The organism is Flavobacterium sp. AC274 (assembly GCF_979258275.1).
Genome location: NZ_OZ409852.1, coordinates 1,052,177 through 1,076,694, shown reverse-complemented (window position 1 = coordinate 1,076,694; position 24,518 = coordinate 1,052,177). Strand labels below are relative to the sequence as shown.

20 protein-coding genes and 2 pseudogenes are annotated in these 24,518 nt (G+C 33.9%); 14 read left to right on the top strand and 8 right to left on the bottom strand.

Features of this window, described 5'->3' with window-relative positions; genetic code table 11:
- The first annotated feature begins 113 nt into the window (after nt 1–113).
- Nucleotides 114–2,276 (top strand): DUF5686 family protein, encoded by a 2,163-nt coding sequence (locus ACZZZT_RS04870; RefSeq protein ID WP_463459602.1) that lies wholly within the window; start codon nt 114–116, stop codon nt 2,274–2,276.
- A gap of 4 nt (nt 2,277–2,280) precedes the next feature.
- Nucleotides 2,281–2,607, top strand: coding sequence for a hypothetical protein (locus tag ACZZZT_RS04865; protein ID WP_463459601.1), 327 nt, complete (start codon nt 2,281–2,283; stop codon nt 2,605–2,607).
- A 133-nt stretch (nt 2,608–2,740) separates the two neighbouring features.
- Here the strand turns inward: ACZZZT_RS04865 and ACZZZT_RS04860 are convergent, their stop codons facing one another.
- The 4 genes from ACZZZT_RS04860 to ACZZZT_RS04845 all read right to left on the bottom strand — a co-directional run bounded on the left by ACZZZT_RS04860 (nt 2,741) and on the right by ACZZZT_RS04845 (nt 7,117).
- Nucleotides 2,741–5,011 (bottom strand): cation:proton antiporter, encoded by a 2,271-nt coding sequence (locus ACZZZT_RS04860; RefSeq protein WP_463459600.1) that lies wholly within the window; start codon nt 5,009–5,011, stop codon nt 2,741–2,743.
- Nucleotides 5,012–5,124: 113 nt separating this feature from the next.
- Nucleotides 5,125–5,844, bottom strand: coding sequence for a LytR/AlgR family response regulator transcription factor (locus ACZZZT_RS04855; protein ID WP_463459599.1), 720 nt, complete (start codon nt 5,842–5,844; stop codon nt 5,125–5,127).
- A complete protein-coding gene (locus ACZZZT_RS04850; RefSeq protein WP_463459598.1) occupies nt 5,807–6,568 on the bottom strand; it encodes a sensor histidine kinase in 762 nt (253 codons plus the stop codon). Before ACZZZT_RS04850 ends, ACZZZT_RS04855 begins: the two co-directional genes overlap by 38 nt.
- A gap of 219 nt (nt 6,569–6,787) precedes the next feature.
- Nucleotides 6,788–7,117, bottom strand: coding sequence for a DMT family transporter (locus ACZZZT_RS04845; protein WP_042564735.1), 330 nt, complete (start codon nt 7,115–7,117; stop codon nt 6,788–6,790).
- Nucleotides 7,118–7,298: 181 nt separating this feature from the next.
- Here ACZZZT_RS04845 and ACZZZT_RS04840 point away from each other — a divergent pair, with 181 nt between their 5' ends.
- The 3 genes from ACZZZT_RS04840 to rpoN all read left to right on the top strand — a co-directional run bounded on the left by ACZZZT_RS04840 (nt 7,299) and on the right by rpoN (nt 13,027).
- Nucleotides 7,299–9,683, top strand: a complete 2,385-nt coding sequence (locus ACZZZT_RS04840; protein ID WP_463459597.1) for an efflux RND transporter permease subunit — start codon at nt 7,299–7,301, stop codon at nt 9,681–9,683.
- 344 nt (nt 9,684–10,027) lie between these two features.
- On the top strand, nt 10,028–11,473 hold the full coding sequence (gene asnS / locus ACZZZT_RS04835; RefSeq protein WP_302093775.1) for an asparagine--tRNA ligase: 1,446 nt from the start codon (nt 10,028–10,030) through the stop codon (nt 11,471–11,473).
- 93 nt (nt 11,474–11,566) lie between these two features.
- Nucleotides 11,567–13,027 (top strand): RNA polymerase factor sigma-54, encoded by a 1,461-nt coding sequence (rpoN, locus tag ACZZZT_RS04830; RefSeq protein WP_042565607.1) that lies wholly within the window; start codon nt 11,567–11,569, stop codon nt 13,025–13,027.
- Between the two features lie 325 nt (nt 13,028–13,352).
- Here rpoN and ACZZZT_RS04825 read toward each other — a convergent pair whose 3' ends face one another.
- Nucleotides 13,353–13,799 carry a hypothetical protein gene (locus ACZZZT_RS04825; RefSeq protein WP_463459596.1) on the bottom strand — a complete coding sequence of 149 codons (447 nt, stop codon included), beginning with the start codon at nt 13,797–13,799 and terminating at the stop codon, nt 13,353–13,355.
- Nucleotides 13,748–14,413: a thymidine kinase gene (locus ACZZZT_RS04820; RefSeq protein ID WP_463459595.1), complete on the bottom strand. Its 666-nt coding sequence runs from the start codon at nt 14,411–14,413 to the stop codon at nt 13,748–13,750. The genes ACZZZT_RS04825 and ACZZZT_RS04820 overlap by 52 nt, the downstream gene beginning before the upstream one ends.
- Nucleotides 14,414–14,663: 250 nt before the next feature.
- Between ACZZZT_RS04820 and ACZZZT_RS04815 the strand changes: the two genes are divergently transcribed.
- The 9 genes and pseudogenes from ACZZZT_RS04815 (at nt 14,664) to ACZZZT_RS04775 (ending at nt 23,199) form a co-directional block, all read left to right on the top strand.
- Nucleotides 14,664–15,695, top strand: coding sequence for a hypothetical protein (locus ACZZZT_RS04815; RefSeq protein WP_463459594.1), 1,032 nt, complete (start codon nt 14,664–14,666; stop codon nt 15,693–15,695).
- Between the two features lie 102 nt (nt 15,696–15,797).
- On the top strand, nt 15,798–16,517 hold the full coding sequence (rsmI, locus tag ACZZZT_RS04810; RefSeq protein ID WP_463459593.1) for a 16S rRNA (cytidine(1402)-2'-O)-methyltransferase: 720 nt from the start codon (nt 15,798–15,800) through the stop codon (nt 16,515–16,517).
- Entirely contained in the window at nt 16,518–16,919 is a 402-nt protein-coding gene (locus ACZZZT_RS04805; protein WP_463459592.1) for a hypothetical protein, read from the top strand. It abuts the gene before it with no gap.
- A 15-nt stretch (nt 16,920–16,934) separates the two neighbouring features.
- A complete protein-coding gene (locus ACZZZT_RS04800) occupies nt 16,935–17,279 on the top strand; it encodes a HopJ type III effector protein (protein ID WP_463459591.1) in 345 nt (114 codons plus the stop codon).
- 229 nt (nt 17,280–17,508) lie between these two features.
- Nucleotides 17,509–19,209, top strand: coding sequence for a single-stranded-DNA-specific exonuclease RecJ (recJ, locus tag ACZZZT_RS04795; RefSeq protein ID WP_463459590.1), 1,701 nt, complete (start codon nt 17,509–17,511; stop codon nt 19,207–19,209).
- Nucleotides 19,199–20,478 (top strand): annotated as a pseudogene (locus ACZZZT_RS04790) (MFS transporter). Before recJ ends, ACZZZT_RS04790 begins: the two are co-directional and overlap by 11 nt.
- A complete protein-coding gene (locus ACZZZT_RS04785; protein WP_463459589.1) occupies nt 20,478–21,383 on the top strand; it encodes an alpha/beta fold hydrolase in 906 nt (301 codons plus the stop codon). The pseudogene ACZZZT_RS04790 and the gene ACZZZT_RS04785 overlap by 1 nt, the downstream one beginning before the upstream one ends.
- Nucleotides 21,384–21,547: 164 nt before the next feature.
- Complete coding sequence (locus tag ACZZZT_RS04780) at nt 21,548–21,904, top strand: hypothetical protein (RefSeq protein ID WP_042565618.1); 357 nt, start codon at nt 21,548–21,550, stop codon at nt 21,902–21,904.
- Nucleotides 21,905–21,987: 83 nt separating this feature from the next.
- Complete coding sequence (locus ACZZZT_RS04775; protein WP_463459588.1) at nt 21,988–23,199, top strand: cytochrome c3 family protein; 1,212 nt, start codon at nt 21,988–21,990, stop codon at nt 23,197–23,199.
- Here the strand turns inward: ACZZZT_RS04775 and ACZZZT_RS04770 are convergent.
- Nucleotides 23,200–23,940, bottom strand: a pseudogene (locus tag ACZZZT_RS04770) (UDP-2,3-diacylglucosamine diphosphatase); the annotation flags it as partial.
- A gap of 85 nt (nt 23,941–24,025) precedes the next feature.
- Nucleotides 24,026–24,478 (bottom strand): 6-pyruvoyl trahydropterin synthase family protein, encoded by a 453-nt coding sequence (locus ACZZZT_RS04765; RefSeq protein WP_042565621.1) that lies wholly within the window; start codon nt 24,476–24,478, stop codon nt 24,026–24,028.
- Between the last annotated feature and the right edge of the window lie 40 nt (nt 24,479–24,518).

The window sequence follows — 24,518 nt, the reverse complement described above, 5'->3', positions numbered from 1 at the left end:
ATTTGACATAAATTAAAATCCGTTTAGTTAAAATTGTACTAGACGGATTTTTTTATTGCTATTTTTGCATACCAAAATTTAATTGTTTTCGTTTTGCAACTATAATTCTCTGTATGAAGCTATTCTGTTTACTGACTTTGTTTTTCACGCTTACTATTCAGGCGCAATTTCAAATAAACGGAATTGTAAATGACTCGAAAAACAAACCGCTTCCTTTCGCTACAATTACTACTTCAGACAATAACAATACTATTACAGACGTCGATGGGAAATTCGTTCTTCATTCCCTAACAAATATTCCTTCTTTTACTGTTTCTTATGTTGGTTTTACTACCAAAACGATTACAGTATTAAACAATAAAAAGTTCTATTCGGTTTCGCTTTCTGAAAAAACAGATAATTTAAAAGAAGTTGTAATTGCTAACGAAAACCCGGCTTTGGCTATTTTAAGAAAAGTAATTGCAAATAAAAACAATAACAATCCGCAAAAAAAGCTGAATAACTTTGAATATAAAACCTATAATAAACTTATTGTAACGGCAAATCCGGATTCTATTGACGGCAGGATCGATTCTTCTGCAGCTTATAAAGATTTCAATAAAAAAGAAATTAACATAGATTCATCTGATTATAAGTTTAAGGAAATAATAAGCAAACAGCATTTGTTTCAAACCGAAAAAGTATCGCAATATCAGTTTGCAAATAATAAACTTAAAGAAACTATTCTGGGTTCTAAAATGGCAGGTTTTAAACAGCCAATTTATGAAATCATTGCTTTCAATTTGCAGTCTATTTCTATTTACGATACCAAATATGAATTGTTTGAAACTAAGCATGAAAGCCCGATTTCAAACAATGCGCTTGCCGATTACAACTACAAACTCCTTGATACTGTAGCTATCAAAGGAAGAAACACCTATATGATTTACTTTAAAAACAAGAAAAGAAGATCAAACAGACTTGAAGGCGTTTTGTATATCGATCAGGAAAATTTTGCTGTAGCAAAAGCAGTAATGCGAATAAAAGGCGTTTTGGATATTAGCGGAATTCATGAATTTGAATATGTTCCAAGTGAAAAATTATGGTTTCAAAGCAATACAACTTTTAAAATCGTAAAAGGAAAAAACGATGAGGATATAAAAATCTTAGGCGGAACTATTCAGTTTGATGCAGATGCCGAAGAAGATTATGAACCGAGAAAAAAAGTAGCTTCAGACTTCACTTATGTCCTTTCTGAAAGCAACAATTTTGACATTCACTACAACAATAATCCATCAGTAAAAAATCCAGCGCTTTATATTGAAATTAAGGATGATGCCAGCAAACAGCCCGAAACTTTCTGGAACAAATACCGAAAAGACAGTCTCGATTTAAAGGGGCAAAAAACATATCAATTATTAGACAGTCTTTCTATCAGTAAAAGAATAGAAAAACGACTGGGATCGGGAAGAAAAATCATCAATGGTTATTTTCCAATTGGCCCTGTTGATCTTGATTTAAAGAAAATAATAAGCTACAATAATTACGAAGGTTTTAGATTGGGTATTGGCGGAATCACTAATGATCGCTTTTCTAAAGGTTTTAGAATTGAAGGTTACACCGCTTACGGAACAAAAGATGGCGTTGTAAAATACAGTCTAGGCGGAGGAGCTTTATTGGACAAAAACACAAATACCTGGATAAACGGCTATTATACCGATGATATTAGAGAAATTGCAAGTACTGTTTTTGCAGTTGATAAACGTGTTTTTAAAATTTATGATCCGCGGCCAATTAACATTAGTACGTTTTATCACTACACGACCTGGAAAACAAATCTTCAAACCAAAATAATTCCTAAAACTGAAGCTGTTCTGGAATTATCAAGAAATTATGTTGAGCCAAAGTTTGATTATCTTTTTAATTTAAACGGAAAATTATATTCAAGTTATATTATGACAACGGCGATGTTGTCTATTGTTTGGGCACCTTTTAGCGATTTTATGCAAACTCCAACAGGCAGAAATGAATCTGATAAAAGATTTCCGAGATTTACTTTTCAGTACACACAATCATTGCCAAATGTATTAGGAAACGATTTTACCTTTGGAAAAATAGATTTTAAAACAGAATACGAAAAAGAATTACCTGAACGGCCAAAAAACAAGCTTGTTACTGCAGGGAGGTTATGCAATGGGCGACGTTCCAATAACACATTTATACAATACTGCTCCAAACAACTTAACAAAAGAAACGGTTATACAGCGTATTACTTTTGCCGGAAGAAACAGTTTTGAAACCATGTATTTTAATGAGTTCTTCTCTAGTCAATATATTATGTTTCAGGTAAAACATGGCTTTGATAGAATTAGATTATTAAGAAAAGTTCGTCCGTCATTGGTATTAGTGACCAGAATGGCATGGGGAAATATGGATCATCTGGAACAACAGGTTGGACCAACATATAAAACACTTAACAAAGGTTTTTTTGAATCCGGAATTGAGTTAAACAAAATCTACAAAGGGTTTGGTTTAGGCGGATTTTACCGCTACGGACCAAATCAATTAATGAGATTTGAAGATAATATAGCAGCTAAGATTTCATATGTTCTTGATTTGGGACTTTAGATTTTAAATTTCAATCTTTTTTAAATTCCAAATACCAATCTTTTTAAACTTTGACAAAGATGAAAAAGAAAAATCCCAAACCCCAATCATAAAATTGGAATTTGGGATTTTTTATTTGAAATTTCCTTCGCTATTATGGTCTCAAAATCAAAACCGAAGGTGTATTATTTAGCCACGTACTTTGAGATTCTATTAATTTTTTCCAGCTGTCTAAACTAATAATCATTAAGTTTTGGCTTTCTAAAAACTCCTTCTTAATTGTTCTGTCGTGCATAATCATAATATGATTTGGTGCAATTTGTTCGATCGAGCGAATACTTTCCTGAATGTCGCGGGTATTTTTTACTTCACCACTGGCATCCAGAACCGTAATTTGCGAGCCATTATTATTGATTAACTTCTTGGCATAATCTATCAAAAATGAATCTTCTTTGCTAAAAATCGGCATAAAAATCTGATTCACATCTTCGAGATCTTTATCAATAAAAATTCCAACCGGCATTTTTGTTTTAGCAATAATATGACGTGTTCTTTCATCAAAAGGAGAATTTTCGAACAAACCTTCTTTTCCGGTAAACTTATCAATTAAACGATCCGGATTTACAATTCTGGTTGTAAAACCAAGAATCTTACCAAGCAAAGTTCCATCAAAAATAGATTGTCCTAAACCAACCAGTAATAAATCATATTCTCCCTGATTTGCCGTATCGATAATTTCTGTATCAATATCATTTGTTACTTTAAAAACACTAACCATATTTTGATTCAAACGTTCAGATTCTGCTATAACCGGAAGCAGCATTTTGCGTTCATGATCTTTTACGTCAAACGAGTGAACTTCTGTACTTAAAGACAAATGCATTGCTGCAATAATAGAATTATCAGGTTGTTTTTTAACCAAACTATTTGCAATTTTCAAAAGCTTCTTTCCTCTTTCCGGAGTTGCAAATGAAAGCAGAATCTTGTACTTACTCTTATTTCCAATTTCTTCAGGAATTGCCGTTACTTTATCTTTAAAAATATAACCAATAAAATCTAACGCAGGTCCTGTCATAAAAGTAGTGACCAAAGCCATAATTACCATCATGGTAAAAATTTCTGTAGAAAGAACGCCTAAATCATAACCAATATTTAAAACTACCAATTCCATTAAACCACGAGTGTTCATCAAAGCGCCAATTGCCAGACTGTCTTTCCAGTTTTGACCAACGAATTTGGCAGCCAAAGCACTTCCAAAGAATTTTCCCGCCACAGCCACAGCAATGATTACTGCAGTAACTTTCCATAAATAAGGATCGTTTAACAACCCAATTTGTGTACGCAACCCTGTAAATACAAAAAACAATGGCAGTAAAACAATTATGGCAACGTCTTCAACTTTTTCAATAAAAATATTTCTGAATTTATTGTTTTCCGGCATGATTGCTCCTGCTAAAAATGCTCCGAACAAAGCATGAATTCCAATTAATTCAGATACATAAGAAGAGAACAAAAGTGTTATAAAAAAGATAGCAACTACGGGTTTATTCAAACTTTCGCGAGTCGAATTTAAATCTCCGACACGTTTCAGGAACGGACGAACTATTTTCAACATTACGATTACGTATAAAATTGCCAAACCAATTACGTATAAAGCACTTGTAAATGAACCTGCTTTTACAATGGCAATTACTACTGCCAGAATACACCAGGCAGTAATATCATCTGCAGCGGCACAGGTTATGGCAATGGTTCCGAGTTTTGTTTTTTGCATTCCGCGTTCCTGAACAATTCTGGCCAAAACCGGAAAAGCAGTAATACTCATGGCAATTCCCATAAATAATCCGAAAGATGCAAACTCTACCCCAACCGGAGCAAAAGTATGATAGATAAAATAAGCCAAAGTCAATCCCAATGCAAATGGAATAACAATACTTGCGTGGCTAATTACAACAGCATCGTGAGCCTTGTTTTTAAGCACTTTTAAATCCAGTTCCATACCAATAACAAACATGAAGAGTATTAAACCAATTTGGCTTAAAAACTGTAAGTTTCCTAATGATTCTTTTGGAAATAAAAGAGCTGAAAATTCAGGAAAATACATCCCGACCAAAGATGGTCCTAAAACAATTCCCGCAATCATCTCACCAATTACAGATGGCTGCCCTATTTTTCTAAAAATCCATCCAAACAAACGTGCTACCAAAATAATAGTGACAATTTGTGCCAGTAAAATAGCCAGCGGATGCTGCAGGTTTTCAATCATAGAATGCAGGAAATCATTCCAGTGATTACTTTCTATTTTTTTCTGAACTATTCCTCGCCCTACTTCAAGCGAAGCTCCTTTTGAAATTACCCAATATATTAAAGCTGTGAAACCACCAATAACAGTAACGTAAAATAAAGAGTTTTTAATATTATTCATAACTCGTTTTTTTAATTTATTGGTGCAAATATCAGAAGTGAAAATTACCTGAAAAAGTAAATTTAAGGCTAATTTTCAATGTATGTAATAAGTCCGAAAAACTTTGTAATAAGTTAGATTTTGACCTTTTTCAAAAAGTCAGATCGATAGGTTTCGCTCAAAATTAAGGTACTGTTTTTATCATTTTTATCTAAATGATGCAAAACAATTTCGTTATGATTGAAGAATTTTATGGCTTTTACAGCAACAATTTCCTTTTTGTTTACGCGACAGAAATCAGCATCGGGCAATTCATGCAAAAGGGTATCAAATTTAACGTTTTTCAGATTCATAAAACTGCCATCTGTTAAAAGAACCGTTTTATCACGGCTATCACTAACCGCAGTTTTGACATATTGAATTTGATTAAAATATAACAAAGTTTTCCCCTTGTCTGTATTGAGCTGCATAAATTTCTTTGCTGTCTCGGGTTTATGAAAACGTTCAAAAGCTTTGGAGATTGCTTTTTGCAAACGTTCTAATTTTACGGGTTTAGTAATATAATCTACAGCATCAATATTAAATGCCTCGGCAGCATACTCTTTATATGCCGTGCAAAAAATAACCAATTTATCCTGAATCATTTCCGCCAAATGCAAGCCATCAATTCCAGGCATTTCGATATCTGAAATTAACAAATCAAAATCGAGATCGGGAATTTCGGCCAATAGTTTCTCGGGATTATTAAATGTTTTTACGATTTCTATTTCATGAATTTGTTCGCAAAGCATTTTGAGATACGTTAAACCCGGCAACTCATCGTCCAGTAGCAAGCATTTCAGTTTTGTATTCAAGTAAATCTATTTTTAGATGAGCAATATAAATGTCGTTTTCAACAAATTTTTCAAGTTTGAAATTATTCTTATAAATAATTCTCAAACGATGTTCTAAGGTAGCATTTCCTAAACCGCCCCGTTCTTTTTTTAATACTTTTTTATCTGATATTTTATTCGAAACTGTCATAAAAAAAGCATTGTCTTTGAACTCAAAAACTACCGAAATAAAAGCATCGGCACTTTGCAGATCAGCATGTTTAAAAGCATTTTCAATTAAATCAATCGAAATTAGCGGCGCGAGTAAAGGCTGTTCATATAATTTATCTTCTTTGTTGATGTTGGTTTTTATCTTCAACTCAAAAAGCGGACTGATTTTAATTTTATTGATTTCGATAAGATTCAACGCAAAATCAATTTCTTCTTTTGCCGTGACAAATTTCTTTTTGCTTTCGTATAAAATATAATCCAAAACATTGGCCAATTTATCCAGGGCAAAATAAGTTTGATAAGCATGAGATTGAATCGAGTTTAAAATATTCTTAAACAAATGCGGATTTAGTTTCGACTCTAATGTTTCTAACTGCAAATCATTTACCTTCATTTCGAGTGCATAAAAACTTTTTTCAGCATCCTCTTTTGCTTTTTTAGACTGCATTAGTTGATACACCATAAAACAAATGATGATAATTAGCAGTAAAATAATCGCTAAAAAAATAAAAGTGGTGGTATTGTTTTCCTGCATTAAAACCTATTTTTTATAATATCTTGTAAAAGTAGCTAAATATTTTTTGCCCGCGGATTTTACGGATGAAACGGATTTACGCCGATTTCTTTTTTATAGTATTTTTCTATTTTCAATAAATAAAATCATCTGCTTAAATCTGCGTGTTTTTTTGCCACGAATTCACGAATTAATTAATCTGCGTAAATCCGTTTCATCCGCGTCATCCGCGTTCCAAAATTAATGACTAGAAACAAATTTCAACCCAATAATTGAAGCAATTAATGTTGAAAGAAAGAAAATTCTCCAGAAAGTCGCAGGTTCTTTAAAGATAAAAATTCCAACCAAAACAGTTCCAACAGCGCCTATTCCCGTCCAAACAGCATAAGCAGTTCCTATTGGCAAAACCTGTGTTGCTTTATACAATAAAACCATGCTTATAGTAAGACAAACAAAAAAACCTGCCATCCAATACGTTGACAAAATTCCGGTTGTTTCTTTGGCTTTTCCCAAACAAGATGCAAATCCAACTTCAAAAAGTCCGGCAATAATTAATAAAATCCAGTTCATTTTCTTTTCATATTTAAATTAATTGCAAATATGAGAAAAGCTAACGAGGAAATCATTCAATTGTAAGTAAATTATCATAAAAATTACGCTGTTAATTTGTGTTAACATTACGTAAAATACAAGTGATTATTTATCATTTTGAGGTCTTTTCACTACATTTGCATCCATTTTTAAAGAATTTATGAAAAACGCTATTCAAGTTGGATTTTGGGAAAAAATTGCCCGAATTATACTTAAAAACAGAATAACAATTTTGGTTTTGGTTGCGGCCCTGACAATTTTCCTTGGTTTTCAATGGAGAAACCTTTCCATGACTTATACCGAAGCTAATTTACTTCCTAAAGATCATATTGCAAATAAAGATTATCAAAAATTCCTGGACAAGTTTGGAGAAGAAGGAAACCTTATTGTAATTGGTTTTCAGGACAAAAGTTTCTTTACACCCAAAAATTACGCTGCATGGAATGAATTAATGACCGGTCTGAAAAACTCAAAAGAAGTAGATTTGGTTGTTTCTTTAAATGATTTAAAAAAATTAGAAAAAGATACTATCAACGAGAAATTTGTTCTGGCTCCGTTTATCGATCAAAGCAAAACAGTTGATCCGGAATACTTAAAAAAAGTACAATTTGATTTATTTCACAATTTACCTTTTTATGAAGGATTATTGTTTAACAAAGAAAGCGGCAGTGTACGCTCGGCCATTTACATGAAAAAAGCGCTTGTAAATACTGCTGAAAGAAAGACTTTTATTCTTGAAAATTTAGTTCCGAAGATCGATAAATTCGAAAAAACAACCGGAATCGATTTGAAAGTTTCGGGAATGCCATACATCAGAACGATCAATGCTGACAATATGAAAGGCGAAATTGGTCTTTTTATTGGTGCGGCTTTATTTACGGTTTCTCTGATTTTCTTTTTCTTTTTCCGTTCGTTCCGAGCAACATTTATTTCAATTTGTATTCTAATTGTTGGTGTAATCTGGTCGTTTGGAACACTTGGATTATTTCATTACAAAATCACGATTTTAACGGCTATCATTCCGCCATTGATTATCGTAATCGGAATCACGAATTGTATTTTCCTGATTAATAAATACCAGCAGGAAATTAAATTACATAATAATCAGGCAAAAGCTTTACAGCGTATTATTTCGAAAATTGGAGTTTCGACTTTAATGACAAATTTAACAACTGCCATAGGTTTTGCAACCTTTATGATTACAGGAAACGACCTGCTTTTTGAGTTTGGTTTAGTAACTTCTATCAACGTGATTTCTGTTTATTTATTGACGCTTTTAATTGTGCCAATTGTTTACAGTTTTATGCCGGTTCCGGGAGAAAAACACTTGTATCATTTAACAAAAACCTATATTTCGACTTTATTGAATTTTGTAGAAAATGTGGTAAGAAACAAACGAAAAGTAATTTATACCATTTACGGTTTGCTTTTGGTATTTAGTATTATTGGGGTTTCGCAAATGAAAGTTTCCGGAAGTTTGATTGGAGAAATGCCAAAAAGCGCTTCCTTCTTTAAAGATATTTTATTCTACGAAAAAGAATTTAACGGTGTAATGCCGCTTGAGATTATGATTGACACCAAAAAGAAAAAAGGTGTTATGAAAGCGTCAACAATTCGTAAAATGGACGAATTGCAAAACACAATTGCCGAAATGCCGGAATTGGCAAAACCGGTTTCTGTGGTGAATTTGGTTAAATATTCGAAACAGGCTTTTTACAACGGAAATCCTGAATATTACCAATTACCAACTTCGCAAGAGCAGACGTTTATTTTGGCATACGCCAAAAACGCAACCAAAAACAGCAAAGAAAACTTAATGAAAAGTTATGTTGATTCTACTGGGCAATATGCCAGAATCACAACTTTTATGAAAGATATTGGTACCGATGAAATGGCGAAAGTCGAGAAAAAATTACATTCTAAAATAGATGAAATTTTCCCGAAAGATCGTTTTGAAGTTACCGTTACCGGAAAAGCATTGGTTTTCCAGAAAGGAACATCATATTTGGTTGACAACTTAATTGAATCGTTGATTTTCGCAATTTTGGTGATCGCGATTTTGATGTTGTATTTATTCCGTTCGTTCAAAATGGTTTTTGCATCAGTAATTACGAATGTTTTACCACTTTGCATTACATCTGGATTGATGGGGTATTTCGGAATTCCATTAAAACCTTCAACGATTTTGGTATTCAGTATTGCGTTTGGAATCTCGGTAGATAATGCAATTCAGTTTATGGCGAAGTACAAACATGATTTAATACAAAGTAACGGAAAAGTCAAAAAATCTGTTTTTAGTGCTTTAAGAGAAACTGGAATCAGTACATTCTATACATCAGTAGTTTTGATTTTAGGATTTGCTACTTTCACGCTTTCTAGTTTTAGCGGAACAATCGCTCTTGGTGGATTAATTTCTTGTACATTGGCCTTTGCGATGTTTGCAAATTTATTGGTTTTACCGGCTTTGGTTTTGACTTTTGAAAAGAAGAAAGCTAAGAAAGAGGATTTGGAGGGATTGGAAGGAAACACGAATTTCACGAATTAGCACGGATTAAATATCACGAATCTTTGTCAAAGTTTTAAACTTTGACAAAGATAAATACGCAAACTTGTCATTTCGACGGAGGAGAAATCACACACGTAATTCTACAAAGATTGGCGATTTTGTTTACGGAATTCCTTGTGTGATTTCTCCTCCGTCGAAATGACAAACGGCTCTTTTGAAAACGATTGCCCTAGCCCTGATAGAAGCGGTATCCTTTTTCTGGCTTCTTTAGACAGAAAAAGATACAAGCGGATAGCAGGAAATAGCTTCTAATTTTAATTATTATCGTTTATATTTGCAGTTATTACACAACAAATAATTTAATTTCAACATTATATACAAAAATGAGACACACAAAAGTTAAAGACTTATTAAACAGTACGACGACGCTACAGGAAGTAAATGCAAAAGGATGGGTGAGAACTTTTAGAAATAATCAGTTCATCGCGCTTAATGACGGTTCTACCATTAATAATATACAATGTGTTGTTGATTTTGAAAATACCCCGGAAGAAACTTTAAAAAGAATCACAACCGGAGCTGCTGTTTCTGTAATTGGAACTTTGGTTGAAAGTAAAGGTGCAGGTCAGAAATACGAAATCCAGGTTACAAAATTGGAGATTCTTGGAGATTCTGATGCGGAGAAATTCCCAATGCAGCCGAAAAAACACTCATTAGAATTTTTAAGAGAAAATGCACATTTACGTGTTCGTACCAATGCTTTTGGAGCGATTATGCGTGTGCGTTCGGTATTGTCGTTTGCGGTTCACAACTATTTTCAACAAAAAGGTTTTGTGTATGTAAACACGCCAATTATTACCGGAGCTGATGCTGAAGGTGCCGGAGAAATGTTTCAGGTAACTTCATTGCCTTTGGATAATTTACCAAAAAATGAAGAAGGAAACATTGATTTCAAAAAAGATTTCTTCGGAAAACACACCAACTTAACGGTTTCGGGACAATTAGAAGGCGAAACTTTCGCAATGGCTTTGGGTCAGATTTATACATTTGGACCAACGTTTAGAGCAGAAAATTCAAATACTTCCCGTCACCTTGCAGAATTTTGGATGATTGAACCTGAAGTTGCTTTCAACGACCTTGATGACAATATGGATTTGGCTGAAGATTTTATTCAGTACGTTATTAAATATGCTTTAGACAACTGTAAAGATGATTTGAAATTTTTAGAAGGAAGACTTTTAGAAGAAGAAAAATCAAAACCTCAGGCAGAAAGAAGCGAAATGGCTTTGTTAGAGAAATTGAACTTCGTTTTAGAAAACAACTTCAAACGTGTTTCTTATACTGAAGCAATTGATATTTTAAGAGATTCAACTCCCAATAAAAAGAAAAAATTCAGCTATATCATCGAAGAATGGGGAGCTGATTTACAATCAGAACACGAACGTTATTTGGTTGAAAAACACTTTAAATGTCCTGTAATTTTATACGATTATCCAGCAAACATTAAAGCGTTTTACATGCGTTTGAACGATAACACTGAGCCTGGAAGAGAAACTGTTCGTGCAATGGACATCCTTTTCCCTGGAATTGGAGAAATTGTTGGTGGTTCTGAAAGAGAAGAGCGTTATGATGTTTTGGTGGAGAAAATGAAAGCTTTAAACATCGATGAAGAAGAATTATACTGGTATTTAGACACCAGAAGATTTGGTTCTGCAACTCACGCAGGTTTTGGTTTAGGATTTGAGCGTTTGGTATTGTTTGTAACCGGAATGACAAACATTAGAGACGTAATTCCTTTCCCAAGAACTCCTGGAAGTGCGGAATTTTAGAAATAGTTTAATCGGTTAATCGTTCATTCGGTTAACCGATTTTCACGAAGAAACGAATTGACGATTAAACAAATAAACGATTAAACATTATAAATGCTAAAGCAATTTTTAAATTTAAAATTATCACAAAAATTATCTCCACAGCAAATTCAGCTGATGAAGTTAATTCAATTGCCTACGCAAGCTTTTGAGCAACGTTTATTAGAAGAAATGAACGAAAATCCGGCTCTGGAAGCTGGAAAAGAAGATGAATACGAAGCAGATGAATTCGCAAATGAAGACTACGACGATTATGATGATGCCGAATCTGACAGAATTGAAGCAGACGACATTAACATAGACGAATATCTAAGTGACGATGATACTCCGGATTATAAAACCCAGGTTAACAATTATAGTGAAGACGAAGAACGCGAAACGCCTTTTGCTTCGCCTATTAGTTTTCATCAGGACTTAATCAATCAGTTGAATACTTTTATTTTGAATGATGAAGAGCGTGAAATCGCTGAATTTCTTGTTGGAAGTATCGATGATATGGGTTACATCCGCAGAAGCGTTTCTGACATGGTTGATGATATGGCTTTTACCCAAGGTATTTATACCGATGAAGTTATGGTCGAAAAAATGCTGCATGTTATTCATGAACTCGAGCCTTCGGGCGTTGGAGCGCGAGATTTGCAGGAATGTTTATTATTGCAGTTGAAGCATAAAACACCAACAGAATATGTTGATTTAGCAATTGATATTATCGAAAATCAGTTTGATGCTTTTACCAAAAAACACTACGATAAATTATTGCAAAAATACGGCGTTTCAAACGAACAGCTGAAAAAAGCCATTCACGAAATCGAAAGACTAAACCCAAAACCGGGTGGATCTTTTACCGGAAATAATAAAGTTACGGAAAATGTGGTTCCGGATTTCGCTATCAGAATTGTTGACGGCGAACTTGAACTAACCTTAAACGGACGAAATGCCCCTTCCCTGCACGTTTCTAAAGATTATCAGGAAATGATGCAGACATACAAGGATTCTCGTGATAAATCATCAGCTCAAAAAGACGCAGTTCAGTTTATTAAACAAAAACTGGATTCGGCAAAATGGTTTATTGATGCGATCAGACAGCGTCAGGAAACGCTTTTTGTAACGATGAATGCCATTATGCATTATCAGGAAGAATTTTTCTTAGACGGCGACGAAACCAAACTAAAACCAATGATCTTAAAAGACATTGCCGATATGGTTGGTTTGGATATTTCGACGATTTCGCGTGTTGCTAACAGCAAATATGTAGAAACACCCTACGGAACAAAGCTTATTAAGGAGTTTTTCTCTGAAGCGATGAAAAATGATCAGGGCGAAGATGTTTCGACTTTAGAAATCAAAAAGATTCTTAAAAATACAATTGAGGAAGAAGATAAAAAGAAACCTTTACCAGACGATCAATTGGCAGAAATCTTAAAAGAAAAAGGATACCCGATTGCGAGAAGAACTATTGCAAAATACCGTGAGCAGCTTGATATTCCGGTAGCAAGAATGAGAAAGAAAATTTAGATTTTTTGAATTTAATATATTCGTAATTCATATTAAACCGGATTAAAATCCGGCCCTAGAATATGGTTCGAGCCGAAGGCTCTTTCAAGTTCCGGAGGAACATATTATATTGTAGATCTGGACTTTAGCCCAATAACCCATATTAAACCGGATTAAAATCCGGCCCTACAATATGATTCGAGCCGAAGGCTCTTTAAAGTTCCGGAGGAACATATTATATTGTAGAGCTGGACTTCAGTCCAGTTTAAACAAAGGAACATACAAAATAACAAAACCCGACAGATTCAAAATCTATCGGGTTTTATTTTATATCAGAATTTCTAAATTATTTATACTGATCCGGTAATATTTTCACATCAAACAAAAACACTTTCTTCTTGTCATAGTAGCTATAAATCAACGTATAATCATTATCTCTAAAAACCTGAAGACCCGGATTTGCTTTCGCTGTACTCAAGAGGCTTTTTTCAATTTCAGTATGTATTACATTAATTTCTGCAGTTTCTTTTTCTACATTCATCAATGTCAAATTATACTGAACGGCTCTTTCGTCAGACAGTTTAGGCAAACTGACACTGTCCAGACGAATTCCCTGCTGAATTGTTAACGGGCAATTCTTATTATATTTTGTAACCAGCTCTGTAATTTCAGTCTTTACTTCATCTGCACTTTCAGAAAGAAAGAACTGAAAATAAACAGCTAAAGCCAGTGCGGTTCCAATTACGAGTAATAATAAAATATTCTGCTTTCTTTTATTTTTCTTGTCTTGCATTGTTGCTTAAATAGAATTAAAAACCTATTTCTCCTGATTTTTTTCATTGCATTATAATATGCTGCACGGCTTAACGGCTCATATTCTTCGGTTTCGCCAAGCATTACCAATTTATCGTTATCTGTTTTACGAAAACTGTAGTTGGCAAGATTTCCTGTTCTGGTGCAAACCGCGTGAACTTTGGTTACATATTCTGCTGTTGCCATAAGTGCCGGCATTGGCCCAAAGGGATTTCCTTTAAAGTCCATATCAAGTCCTGCAACTATTACACGAATTCCCTGATTAGCAAGATCATTACAAACAGTAACAATTTCATCATCAAAAAACTGGGCTTCATCAATTCCTATAACATCGCAGCCTTGTGCTAAAATAGCAATATTGGCAGCAGCAGGAACCGGAGTAGAGCGAATTTCGTTGGCATCGTGCGATACCACCATTTCGTCATGATAGCGGGTATCAATAGCAGGTTTAAAAATTTCGACTTTTTGTTTGGCAAATTGGGCGCGTTTTAGTCTGCGGATTAACTCCTCGGTTTTACCCGAAAACATTGATCCACAAATAACTTCAATCCAACCAAATTGTTCTTTGTGATTTACTGTATTTTCGAGAAACATTTTGTATTTTTCTACCTTTTAAAATGAATAGTTTTTATTACTTTGTACTGGTAATAATTTGACGCAAAATTTTGATGATTTTACATTTTTTCAAAAGTAGAAAATTTTTATCAAATCGAAGATTCGCAAATGCTTATTAACAGAAATAAAAAATAGTTCTGCGTATTTTCCTTCACAAATAAAGACATTCAAAACACAGAATATATTAAAATATCCTATTCACTATAATTTCAACAGTTATGAAAAAAAATTGGAAGCCGATTTAATCAGCATTGCACATCGAATTTTAAAGCTTAAAAATAAATCCGATATCAATCAATTATATCTTGAGACTCAGAAATTATATGAGAAATTAGCTGTTTTAAAATTTGTAGATGAAAATTTTGACGATGTAAAACCTACTATCGGACGTGGTGAAATAGAATCTAAGCTAGAAACCATTTTTGATCAGGAAGAAAATCAGGAAGCAACACTTCCTGCAGAAATTAAAGCTGAAGAAACACTTCCCGTTGCTGTTGAAGAAACTGTAATTGAAGCTGAAGTGACTCCTGAAGCTGAAATTATTGAAGAAACGCCACAAGAAATAATTGCTAAAATTCCTGAAGAAATAATCCCGGAAACTATTGTTGAAACTATTCCGGAACCAATTGCTGAAAAAGTTGAGGAACCTGTAGTTGAAAAAACAGAAGAACCAGTTGCTGAGGAGAAAAAAGAAACTGCAACGGAGTCATATTTCAGAACCGTTAGCGAATCAAAACCGATTCCTGATTTCAAACCTTCTTTTGAATTGGATAAGGAAGAAATAAAAGAGGAAGTAAAAGAAGAACCAAAAACTGAAACTTCAACAAAGTCAAATCCGGTCCATATTTCGTTTGAGGATATTCTGGGCGTTAATTATGCTGACGCGCAATTTGTAAAAGTAGATAGTTTTGATAATGTTCCTCCTACTCCAACGCCGTCAATAAACGAATATAAAGAAACCAAGACTGTTGCAGAAACGGCAACTATAGAATCTGCAAAACCAAAAGCCGTTCCTTTAAACGAAAAACTTGCCAAAGGTTTCCATATTGATTTGAATGACAGAATTGCTTTCACTAAAAACCTTTTTGGAAATAGTACAGAAGATTACAGTCGTGTTTTAAATCAACTATTGACTTTTGATACTTTTAGTGAAGCAAAAGATTTTATCGAAAACATGGTAAAACCAGATTACAATAACTGGGAAGGAAAAGATGATTATGCAGAACGTTTTCTGGGAATTGTCGAGAAAAAATTCTCCTAAACACGAATTTCACAGATTGACACTAATTTGTTTTCGTGAAATTTTTAGCACTTAATTATTCGTGCTAATTCGTGAAATCTGTGTTTAATATTAAAATTAATTATGTCCAAATTATATATAGTTCCCACGCCTATTGGCAATCTTGAAGACATGACTTTTCGTGCCATTCGCATTCTAAAAGAAGTCGATTTGATTTTGGCCGAAGACACCAGAACGAGTGGGAAACTGCTGAAGCATTTTGAAATTGGCACGCACATGCACAGCCATCACATGCACAACGAACACAAAACTACCGAAAATTTAATTGCACGTTTGAAAGCCGGCGAAACTATTGCCTTAATTTCAGATGCTGGAACTCCGGCAATTTCAGATCCCGGATTTTTATTGACACGCGCTTGTGTGGAAAATAAAATTGAAGTAGAATGTTTACCTGGTGCAACCGCTTTTGTTCCGGCTTTGGTAAATAGCGGACTGCCAAATGATAAATTTGTTTTTGAAGGTTTCCTTCCTGACAAAAAAGGCCGTCAGACTCGATTTTTGGCTTTAGCCGAAGAAACAAGAACGATGATTTTGTACGTTTCACCACATAAACTCGTTAAAACTTTAGCTGAGTTTATACAGTATTTTGGAGAAGACAGACAAGTTTGTGTATCGCGTGAATTATCAAAAATGCACGAAGAAAACGTACGCGGAACCGCAAAAGAAGTTTTAACTCATTTTGAAAAAACAGCACCGCGCGGTGAAATTGTCGTAGTCGTTGCCGGAAAAACAATAATTAAAGAACCTAAGAAAAGTAAGTTTTCGAAGGATGATGATGAATAAATGAGAAAAAAATCTTTTAGTAAAATAGCAGTTTTAATTATATTTCTTCTAATAACATTTTCGTGTAAATCTAATCTTGACAAACAATTTTCTTTAGAAAATGAGAAATTAAAAGAAGAATGGAAATCTGAAAATAAAAAATTTATCAAAGAAAATTCTGAAAAACTATCTGACACAGAAATGCTAAAATCTTTAGACAGCATAGTAATAGAATATACCATCAATAAAAATAAAAAATTAGCAGTTAAATTTATAAAATCAGAAAGAGGAGTAAAAAGGTTGAACTTTTTAAAGAAAAATTTCAACAAAGAAGAAATTAAAGTTCTTCTGAAAAAAGTCCCGGAATCAATAAAAACAGACACTAACTATATCGCTTTAAAAAAATATATAAGTTCAGAATAAAAAATAATACAAATCATGAGCATTCAAGCCTTTTTAGAAAAAGTAAAACAAACTCCAAACGAAATAACATTCCCGGAAACTATTGCAGTAATTGAGGAAAATTACAACTTTACACCAACTGCTTTTCAAAACGGAACACAACATAATGCAGCCGGAGAAAACTCTGGTTCCTGTAAATTATTTTCTTTCGCAAAATTGCAAAACTTAACTAGAGAAGAAACTTTAGTGTGCTTTGGTGCCTTTTATTTTGAAGAAGTTTTAGGAGATCCAAACGGAACAAATCACCAAAATATTAGGAATTTCATCAACTTAGGTTGGGACGGAATTAAGTTTGAAGGAAATGCTTTAGAGCAAAAATAATTTTAGATTTTAGAGTGTAGATTTTAGATTATTTAAAGTCTGCTTTCTGAAATTTGAAGTCTAAAAACTTTGACAAAGTTAAAAACGGAATATTTCTGCCAGAGATTAAATGATTAACAGATTAAAAAAATCTTTTAAAATCATTTAATCTGTGGCAAAAAAAAATTACATACCACATTAAACGATTTCAAAAATCTGAAATCTAAGATCTAAAATCTACAATTAAAAAATGCGTTGGACATTAAAACCAAAACCTTCTGAAGATAAAATCAAACATTTGGTGCAAGCCCTGAATGTAGAAGATTTTGTAGCAACCCTTTTGATTCAGCGTGGCATTGAAACTTTTGATGATGCCAAAAATTTCTTTCGTCCTTCATTAGAACATCTTCACGATCCGTTCCTGATGAAGGACATGGACAAAGCAGTTGCCCGAATTGAACTGGCGATCGAAAATCAGGAAAACATTCTGGTTTTTGGCGATTATGATGTCGACGGAACAACGGCTGTTTCTTTGGTTTCTGCGTATTTAAAATCTCATTATCCAAATATTGCTACTTATATTCCGGATCGTTATGACGAAGGTTACGGAATTTCTTTTAAAGGAATTGACTTTGCCGATGATAACGGATTCTCTCTAATTATCGCGCTCGATTGCGGCATAAAATCCATAGATCATATCGCCTACGCGAAAGAAAAAAACATCGATTTTATTATTTGCGATCACCACAGACCGGGAAATATTCTTCCTGATGCGGTTGCGATTCTAGATCCCAAGAGAGAAGATTGCGATTATCCGTATGATGAGTTGTGCGGTTGCGGTGTTGGTTTTAAACTAATTCAGGCTTTAGGGAAAAACCGAAATGAAACTATTGAAGATCTGGTTCCGTATCTGGATTTGGTTGCCACGGCAATTGCTGCAGATATTGTTCCGATTACGGGAGAAAATCGCGTTTTGGCTTATTTCGGATTACAGGTTATTAACTCAGATCCAAGACCGGGAATTAAAGCTTTGGTTCATCAGGTAAAAAAGAAAACTTTAGATATTACTGATGTTGTTTTTATCATTTCGCCAAGAATAAATGCTGCCGGAAGAATTAAACACGGTAATCATGCGGTTGAATTGCTAACTGAATTTAATTTTGAACAAGCGCAGCAATTTGCTTCAGAAATAGAACAATACAACTCAGACCGAAAAGATTTAGACAAAAGAATTACGAAAGAAGCGTTTCAGCAAATTCTGGAAAATCAGGAAGAAGAACGATTCTCTACTGTTGTTTTTCAGGAAGATTGGCACAAAGGCGTGATCGGAATCGTGGCTTCACGATTAATAGAAACCTATTATCGCCCGACATTGGTTTTTACCAAAAGCGGTGATAAATATGCAGCTTCGGCACGATCTGTAAAAGGCTTTGATGTTTACAATGCCTTAGATGCGTGCGCTGAACATTTGGAACAATTTGGAGGCCATATGTATGCTGCCGGAATGACTTTGAAAGCCGAGAATTATACAATTTTTAAAGAGGCTTTTGAAAAACAGGTTTCGGCAACTATTTTACCTGAAATGCGAACTCCTGAAATCGAAATTGATGCAGAGATTAATTTCTCTGACATAACACCAAAACTCATTCGGATTTTAAAACAATTTGAACCTTTTGGACCGCAAAACATGACACCTGTTTTTATGACAACAAATATAAAAGACACAGGTTATGCCAAAACTCTGGGAGCAGACGAAGAACATTTAAGGCTTTTTGTTAAGCAGAATAATTCGGAAGGAATTGCTGCAATAGGTTTTGGCCTTGGGAAAAAAATAGACATCACAAAAAATCAAAATACATTTCAGTTAGCTTATTCTCTGGCCGAAAATGAATGGAACGGGAACGTTTCGACTCAACTAATGCTTAAAGATATTAGAACAAATGACAAATAAAGAAAAGAAAAACGACCCGTATCAAGCGTTGCGTTTTAGAGAATTTAATATGTTTTTATTATTGCGTTTTGCTATGGTTTTTGCCTGGTCGATGCAGTTTATTGTCATTGAATGGGAAGTTTACAGCATTACCAAGAACCCGCTTTCACTTGGAATAATTGGTTTGATGGAAGTAATTCCAGCCGTTTCAATGGCACTATTTGCCGGACATATCGTTGATCAAAGAGAGAAAAAAGAATGTTGGTATGGTGTATTTTAGGATTTTCGATCATTAGCTTCGGATTATTTTTATTAACATGGCCTGCGGTTGTTGGGGATGCATCATCTGCCATTATTTTATATTCGATTTACTTTTTGGTATTTCTGGGCGGATTGGTGCGTGCATTTTTAGGACCAACAATTTTCTCGCTTTTATCTTTAATTGTACCTAAAAAGGCCTATCCAAATGCTGCTACCTGGAGTAGTTCGGTTTGGCAGATTGGTGCCGTTTTAGGACCAGCGGTTGCAGGGTTTTCTATCAATTGGATAGGAGTTCATTGGTCAATGTGCCTTGTGGTTGGCTTCTCTGTTTCTGCCTTAATTGCTTTAACTCAAATCGAGAAAAAACCAATTCTGAATCCGAAGATTGGTGAGCCGGTTATGGAAAGTTTAAAAGAAGGAATCAAATTCGTTTTCAATAATAAAACTATTTTAGGAGTACTTTCTCTTGACATGGTGGCCGTACTTTTTGGAGGAGCCGTTGCTTTATTACCTGTTTTTGCACAGGATATTTTAAAAGTTGGCCCGGAAGGATTTGGTGTTTTAAGAGCTGCACCAGCAATTGGTGCATTTATTACGATGCTGATTTCAGCTTATGTTCCGTTGTATAAAAAAGCCGGAATGAAACTTTTGATCGCCATTTTCATTTTCGGACTGTGCATTATTGTTTTTGGAGTTTCTACCATTTTCTGGATTTCAGTCGTCGCGCTATTCTTAAGCGGTGTTGCTGACGGAATTTCAGTAGTAATTCGTCAAACTATTTTACAGCTTAAAACACCCGATCATATGCGCGGACGTGTTGCTGCGGTAAATTCTATGTTTGTTGGATCATCTAACGAATTAGGCGCCTTTGAAAGTGGTTTAACAGCTAAACTAATGGGAACGGTAACTTCTGTAGTTTTTGGAGGAAGTATGACTTTATTGACCGTTTTAGGTTTCGGAATAGCATCCCCTACTTTTAGAAATTTAGATCTTCAGAAAGATATGGAAGATCATCAAAATATGGAGTAATGAAAAAACTATTATTGGTTTTCATTTTTACAATTTCCATTTTTGCAAACGGACAAAGTCTCTACATTAAAACATACGGAAATAAAGAAAATAAAGCCATTCTTTTTATTCATGGCGGTCCAAGCGGAAACTCGACTTTATTTGAAGGTACAACAGCACAAAAATTAGCTAACAAAGGATTCTATGTACTTGTTTACGACCGAAGAGGCGAAGGAAGATCATCAGATCCTCATGCAAAATTTACTTATCAGGAAGCTTTTCAGGATTTGAATTCAATTTTAAAAAAATACGGTCTAAAGAAAGTTACTCTTATTGGTCATAGTTTTGGCGGTTTGGTTGCGACACTTTACACAGCAAAATATCCTCAGAATGTTAGTAATCTCATTTTGGCCGGAGCTCTATTTTCGCAGCAGGAAACTTACGATCATATTTTAAATTCGGTTTCAAAAACTGATTCGGCACAATTAGCAAAAATAAAGTCAACTGAAAAACTAAATAAAAATTCTGCTGAGTACCGAAAAGCGTGTTTTGATATAGCGGGCGAAAATAATTATTTTAAGATGCCTAATCCAACTTCTGAATCAAAAAAATTATACAGCGATTACGAAGCAAGTAAATTCTTTAAAACCAACATTCGAAATAAAAATGCTCCATTACTTTTTTATAAAAATGAAAAGCAAAATAACATCGATAGCCGACCTTTTTTGAAGGAAATAAAAGCAAAAGAAATTCCTGTTTATGCAATTTATGGACAAGATGATAGAATTTTTTCTCCGTCTCAAATTAAATCCATTAAAAATATAGCCGGAGAGAATCATTTTGCATTATTAGAAAACTGTTCTCATTATCTATTTGTAGATCAGCAAAATAAATTTCTTTCAAAAATAAAAATGTGGCTTAAATAAAAATATAAATCAATAAGTGCTATAAGCTAATTTAAGCCTTACTACAATTTCTTCTAAACAAAACTTATATCACTATTATATCTTTTGAAAACATCTTTTTTATGATTTTTTATTTAGAACTAATATAAATAATATTTATATTTGTTGAAACAAAAGGATTCATAATGAGAGAAATTGAACAATTATACCACAACAATTTTGGAATTGCTTTTTACTGGAAAAAGGAAAACGAAACCATAACCGACAAAGTTCAATTGGTTTTTAAAGAAACCGGTTTTTATTTTACAATTCAGGAGCTAAATCATTTCTGTGATTTGATAGAAGACAGCATGATTGAAAATGCATGTTGCGAAGCTTGTGAATTAAAATATTCCTGTCATAAATTTTTATTAAAAACTCCTTGTACTGCAATTGATTTGGCTGTTTCTATGACCGAATTAAAATCAATAAAAGATTTAGTTGAAGGTTCTTTATTTAGAATTGACCTTGATGAATATGTTTATGGAGCAGGAATGAATTAAGAATTAATCTAAACAATTTAACAGCATTTTTTCATATTTGAAATATATTTTGAATTTATTCAGAAAAAAGTATATTTACAATAATGAAAAAAACAGCTATTCTTTTTTCCATTTTTGCTTTGGTCTTGTTATTAATGGGCTGCAAAAATGAATCTGATAATTACATAGACCCACGCGGAACCGATTATGCCGGTTCTGAAAGCTGTATTCAATGTCATCAGGCACAATATGAAACAGCTTTTCACAGTTCGCATTTTAAAGCAAGCTCTCCTCCTACCAAAGAAAATATTTTAGGACATTTTACAAATGGCCGCAATACTTTTGTTTATGATAAAGATACTAAACTTGTTATGGAAGAACGTAACGATAGTCTTTATCAGGTACTTTATAAAAATGGAAAAGAAGTAGAAGCCCATTCTTTTGATGTTCTTTTTGGAACGAAACACGCACAAACAAGTGCATATTGGAAAAACCACTATACATTTGAGTTACCTCTTTCTTATTACAAATCCTTAAACAGTTGGGCCACCAGTCCGGGTTATTCTGCCACTAAAGTAAATTTTGAAAGACAAATTGATAAGGAATGTTATGGCTGTCACAGCTCTAATATTGCCAGCAGATATGTTGAAACCAGCTCTGACAGTATTACTTTTATGACTATTGAAGTAGAGGATTTCATGAACAAAAATACTTTACTATACGGTATTGATTGTGAGCGCTGTCATGGACCTGCCAAACAGCACGTTCAGAAGCATTTAAAATTTCCTGATTTAAAAATTGCTCAAAATATTGTTTCATTCAAAAAACTAACAAGACAGCAAAAAATAGATGCCTGTGCACTTTGCCACTCAGGGAATGATAAAGCAAAGATAAAATCACGTTTTCAGTTTAAACCAGGAGACAAACTTTCTGATTATTTTAGAGCAATTCCGGGATCGAATGACAGTATTCATTATGATGTTCACGGAAATCAATTAGGGCTGCTTGCCCAAAGTAAATGTTTCAAGAAAAGTGAAAGAATGGATTGCATGACGTGTCATAATCCACATGAAAATTCGTCGCAAAACATGGTTGTTTATTCTAAAATCTGCATGAGTTGTCATCAGCAAACAAAACACACCGAAATGACTTTGGCTACAATATCAAAAAGAGCATTACAAAATAATTGTGTAGAATGTCATATGCCAAAACAAATGTCGAATGCGATTACTTTTCAGGCATCCAACAGCAAAAAGAAATCGAATTATATGCTGCGAACACACAAAATTGCGGTTTATCCAACTAATAAAAAGTAACTATTGTTCGAATTTTTGAAGCTCAAAGGTTTCACCATCAAAAACTCCATAAGTAAAATAACCAATCCAGTCACCAAGATTTACATAATTGGATTCTTCACCAACGGGAATAATCATTGGCAAATGACGGTGTCCGAAAATGAAGTAATTATAATGTTTGGTTTCGAGTTTACGTTTGGCATACAAAACAAGCCATTCATTTTCTTCGCCTAAAAATTTAACATCTTCGTCGCCGGAAATCAATTTATTTTTAACTGATAAATATTGTGCTAAACTTACGCCAACATCCGGATGTAACCAACGAAAAAGCCATTTTGAAAACGGATTTGTAAATACCTTTTTCATTCGTTTATAACCTTTATCGCCAGGACCTTTTCCGTCTCCGTGACCAATTAAGAATATTTTACCATTAAAGGTAAATTCCTTATTATCATGATATACCGGAATATTCAATTCGGTTTCAAAATAATCATTCATCCATAAATCATGGTTTCCAACAAAAAAATAGATCGGGATTCCGCTGTCGCGAATTTCTGCCAGTTTACCTAAAACCCGTACAAAACCTTTTGGTACAACAGTTTTATATTCAAACCAAAAATCGAATAAATCACCTAATAAAAAAATAGCTTCTGCATCTTGTTTAACAACATCCAGCCAGGCAACAAATTTTTGTTCGCGCGGCAAACTCAACTCAGGAGTTGGAGCGCCAAAATGCTGATCAGAAGCAAAATATACTTTTTCATTCCGTGAAAGTTATGAGTTATTGATTATGAGTTATGAGTTGGACTCACAATTGGGATTTGGAATTTTAAAAAATTGGGATTTCTTATTGATTATCACTTGCATACCATTCTGCAAACGAAGATTCTGTTTCCTGAAGTTTAAGCGAATGGAGTGAAATTCCTGCAGGTAAACGAGAAATAATTCTTTTCGAAAAATCAACCACCATGTTTTCACTTGTTGGCTGATAGTCAACTAAAATTACGTGATGACCACGATTTTTCAATTCATTTGCCAATTCGATATGCGGCGTAGTTTCGTTAAAAACAGTTGCATGATCAAATTGATCGACGATTTCTTCTTTTACAATTTTCTTTAGATCCGAAAAGTCAATCACCATTCCGAATTTCACATTCGATCGATCCGTAATTGGCGAACCAATAACTGTTACCGATAATTTATAACTGTGCCCGTGAACGTTTTTGCATTTTCCGTCGTAACCGTATAAAGCATGCCCGGTTTCGAAATTAAATTGCTTTGTAATTCTGATATTACTCATCGATTTGAATTTTAGGTTGCAAATTTACAAATTAATAACC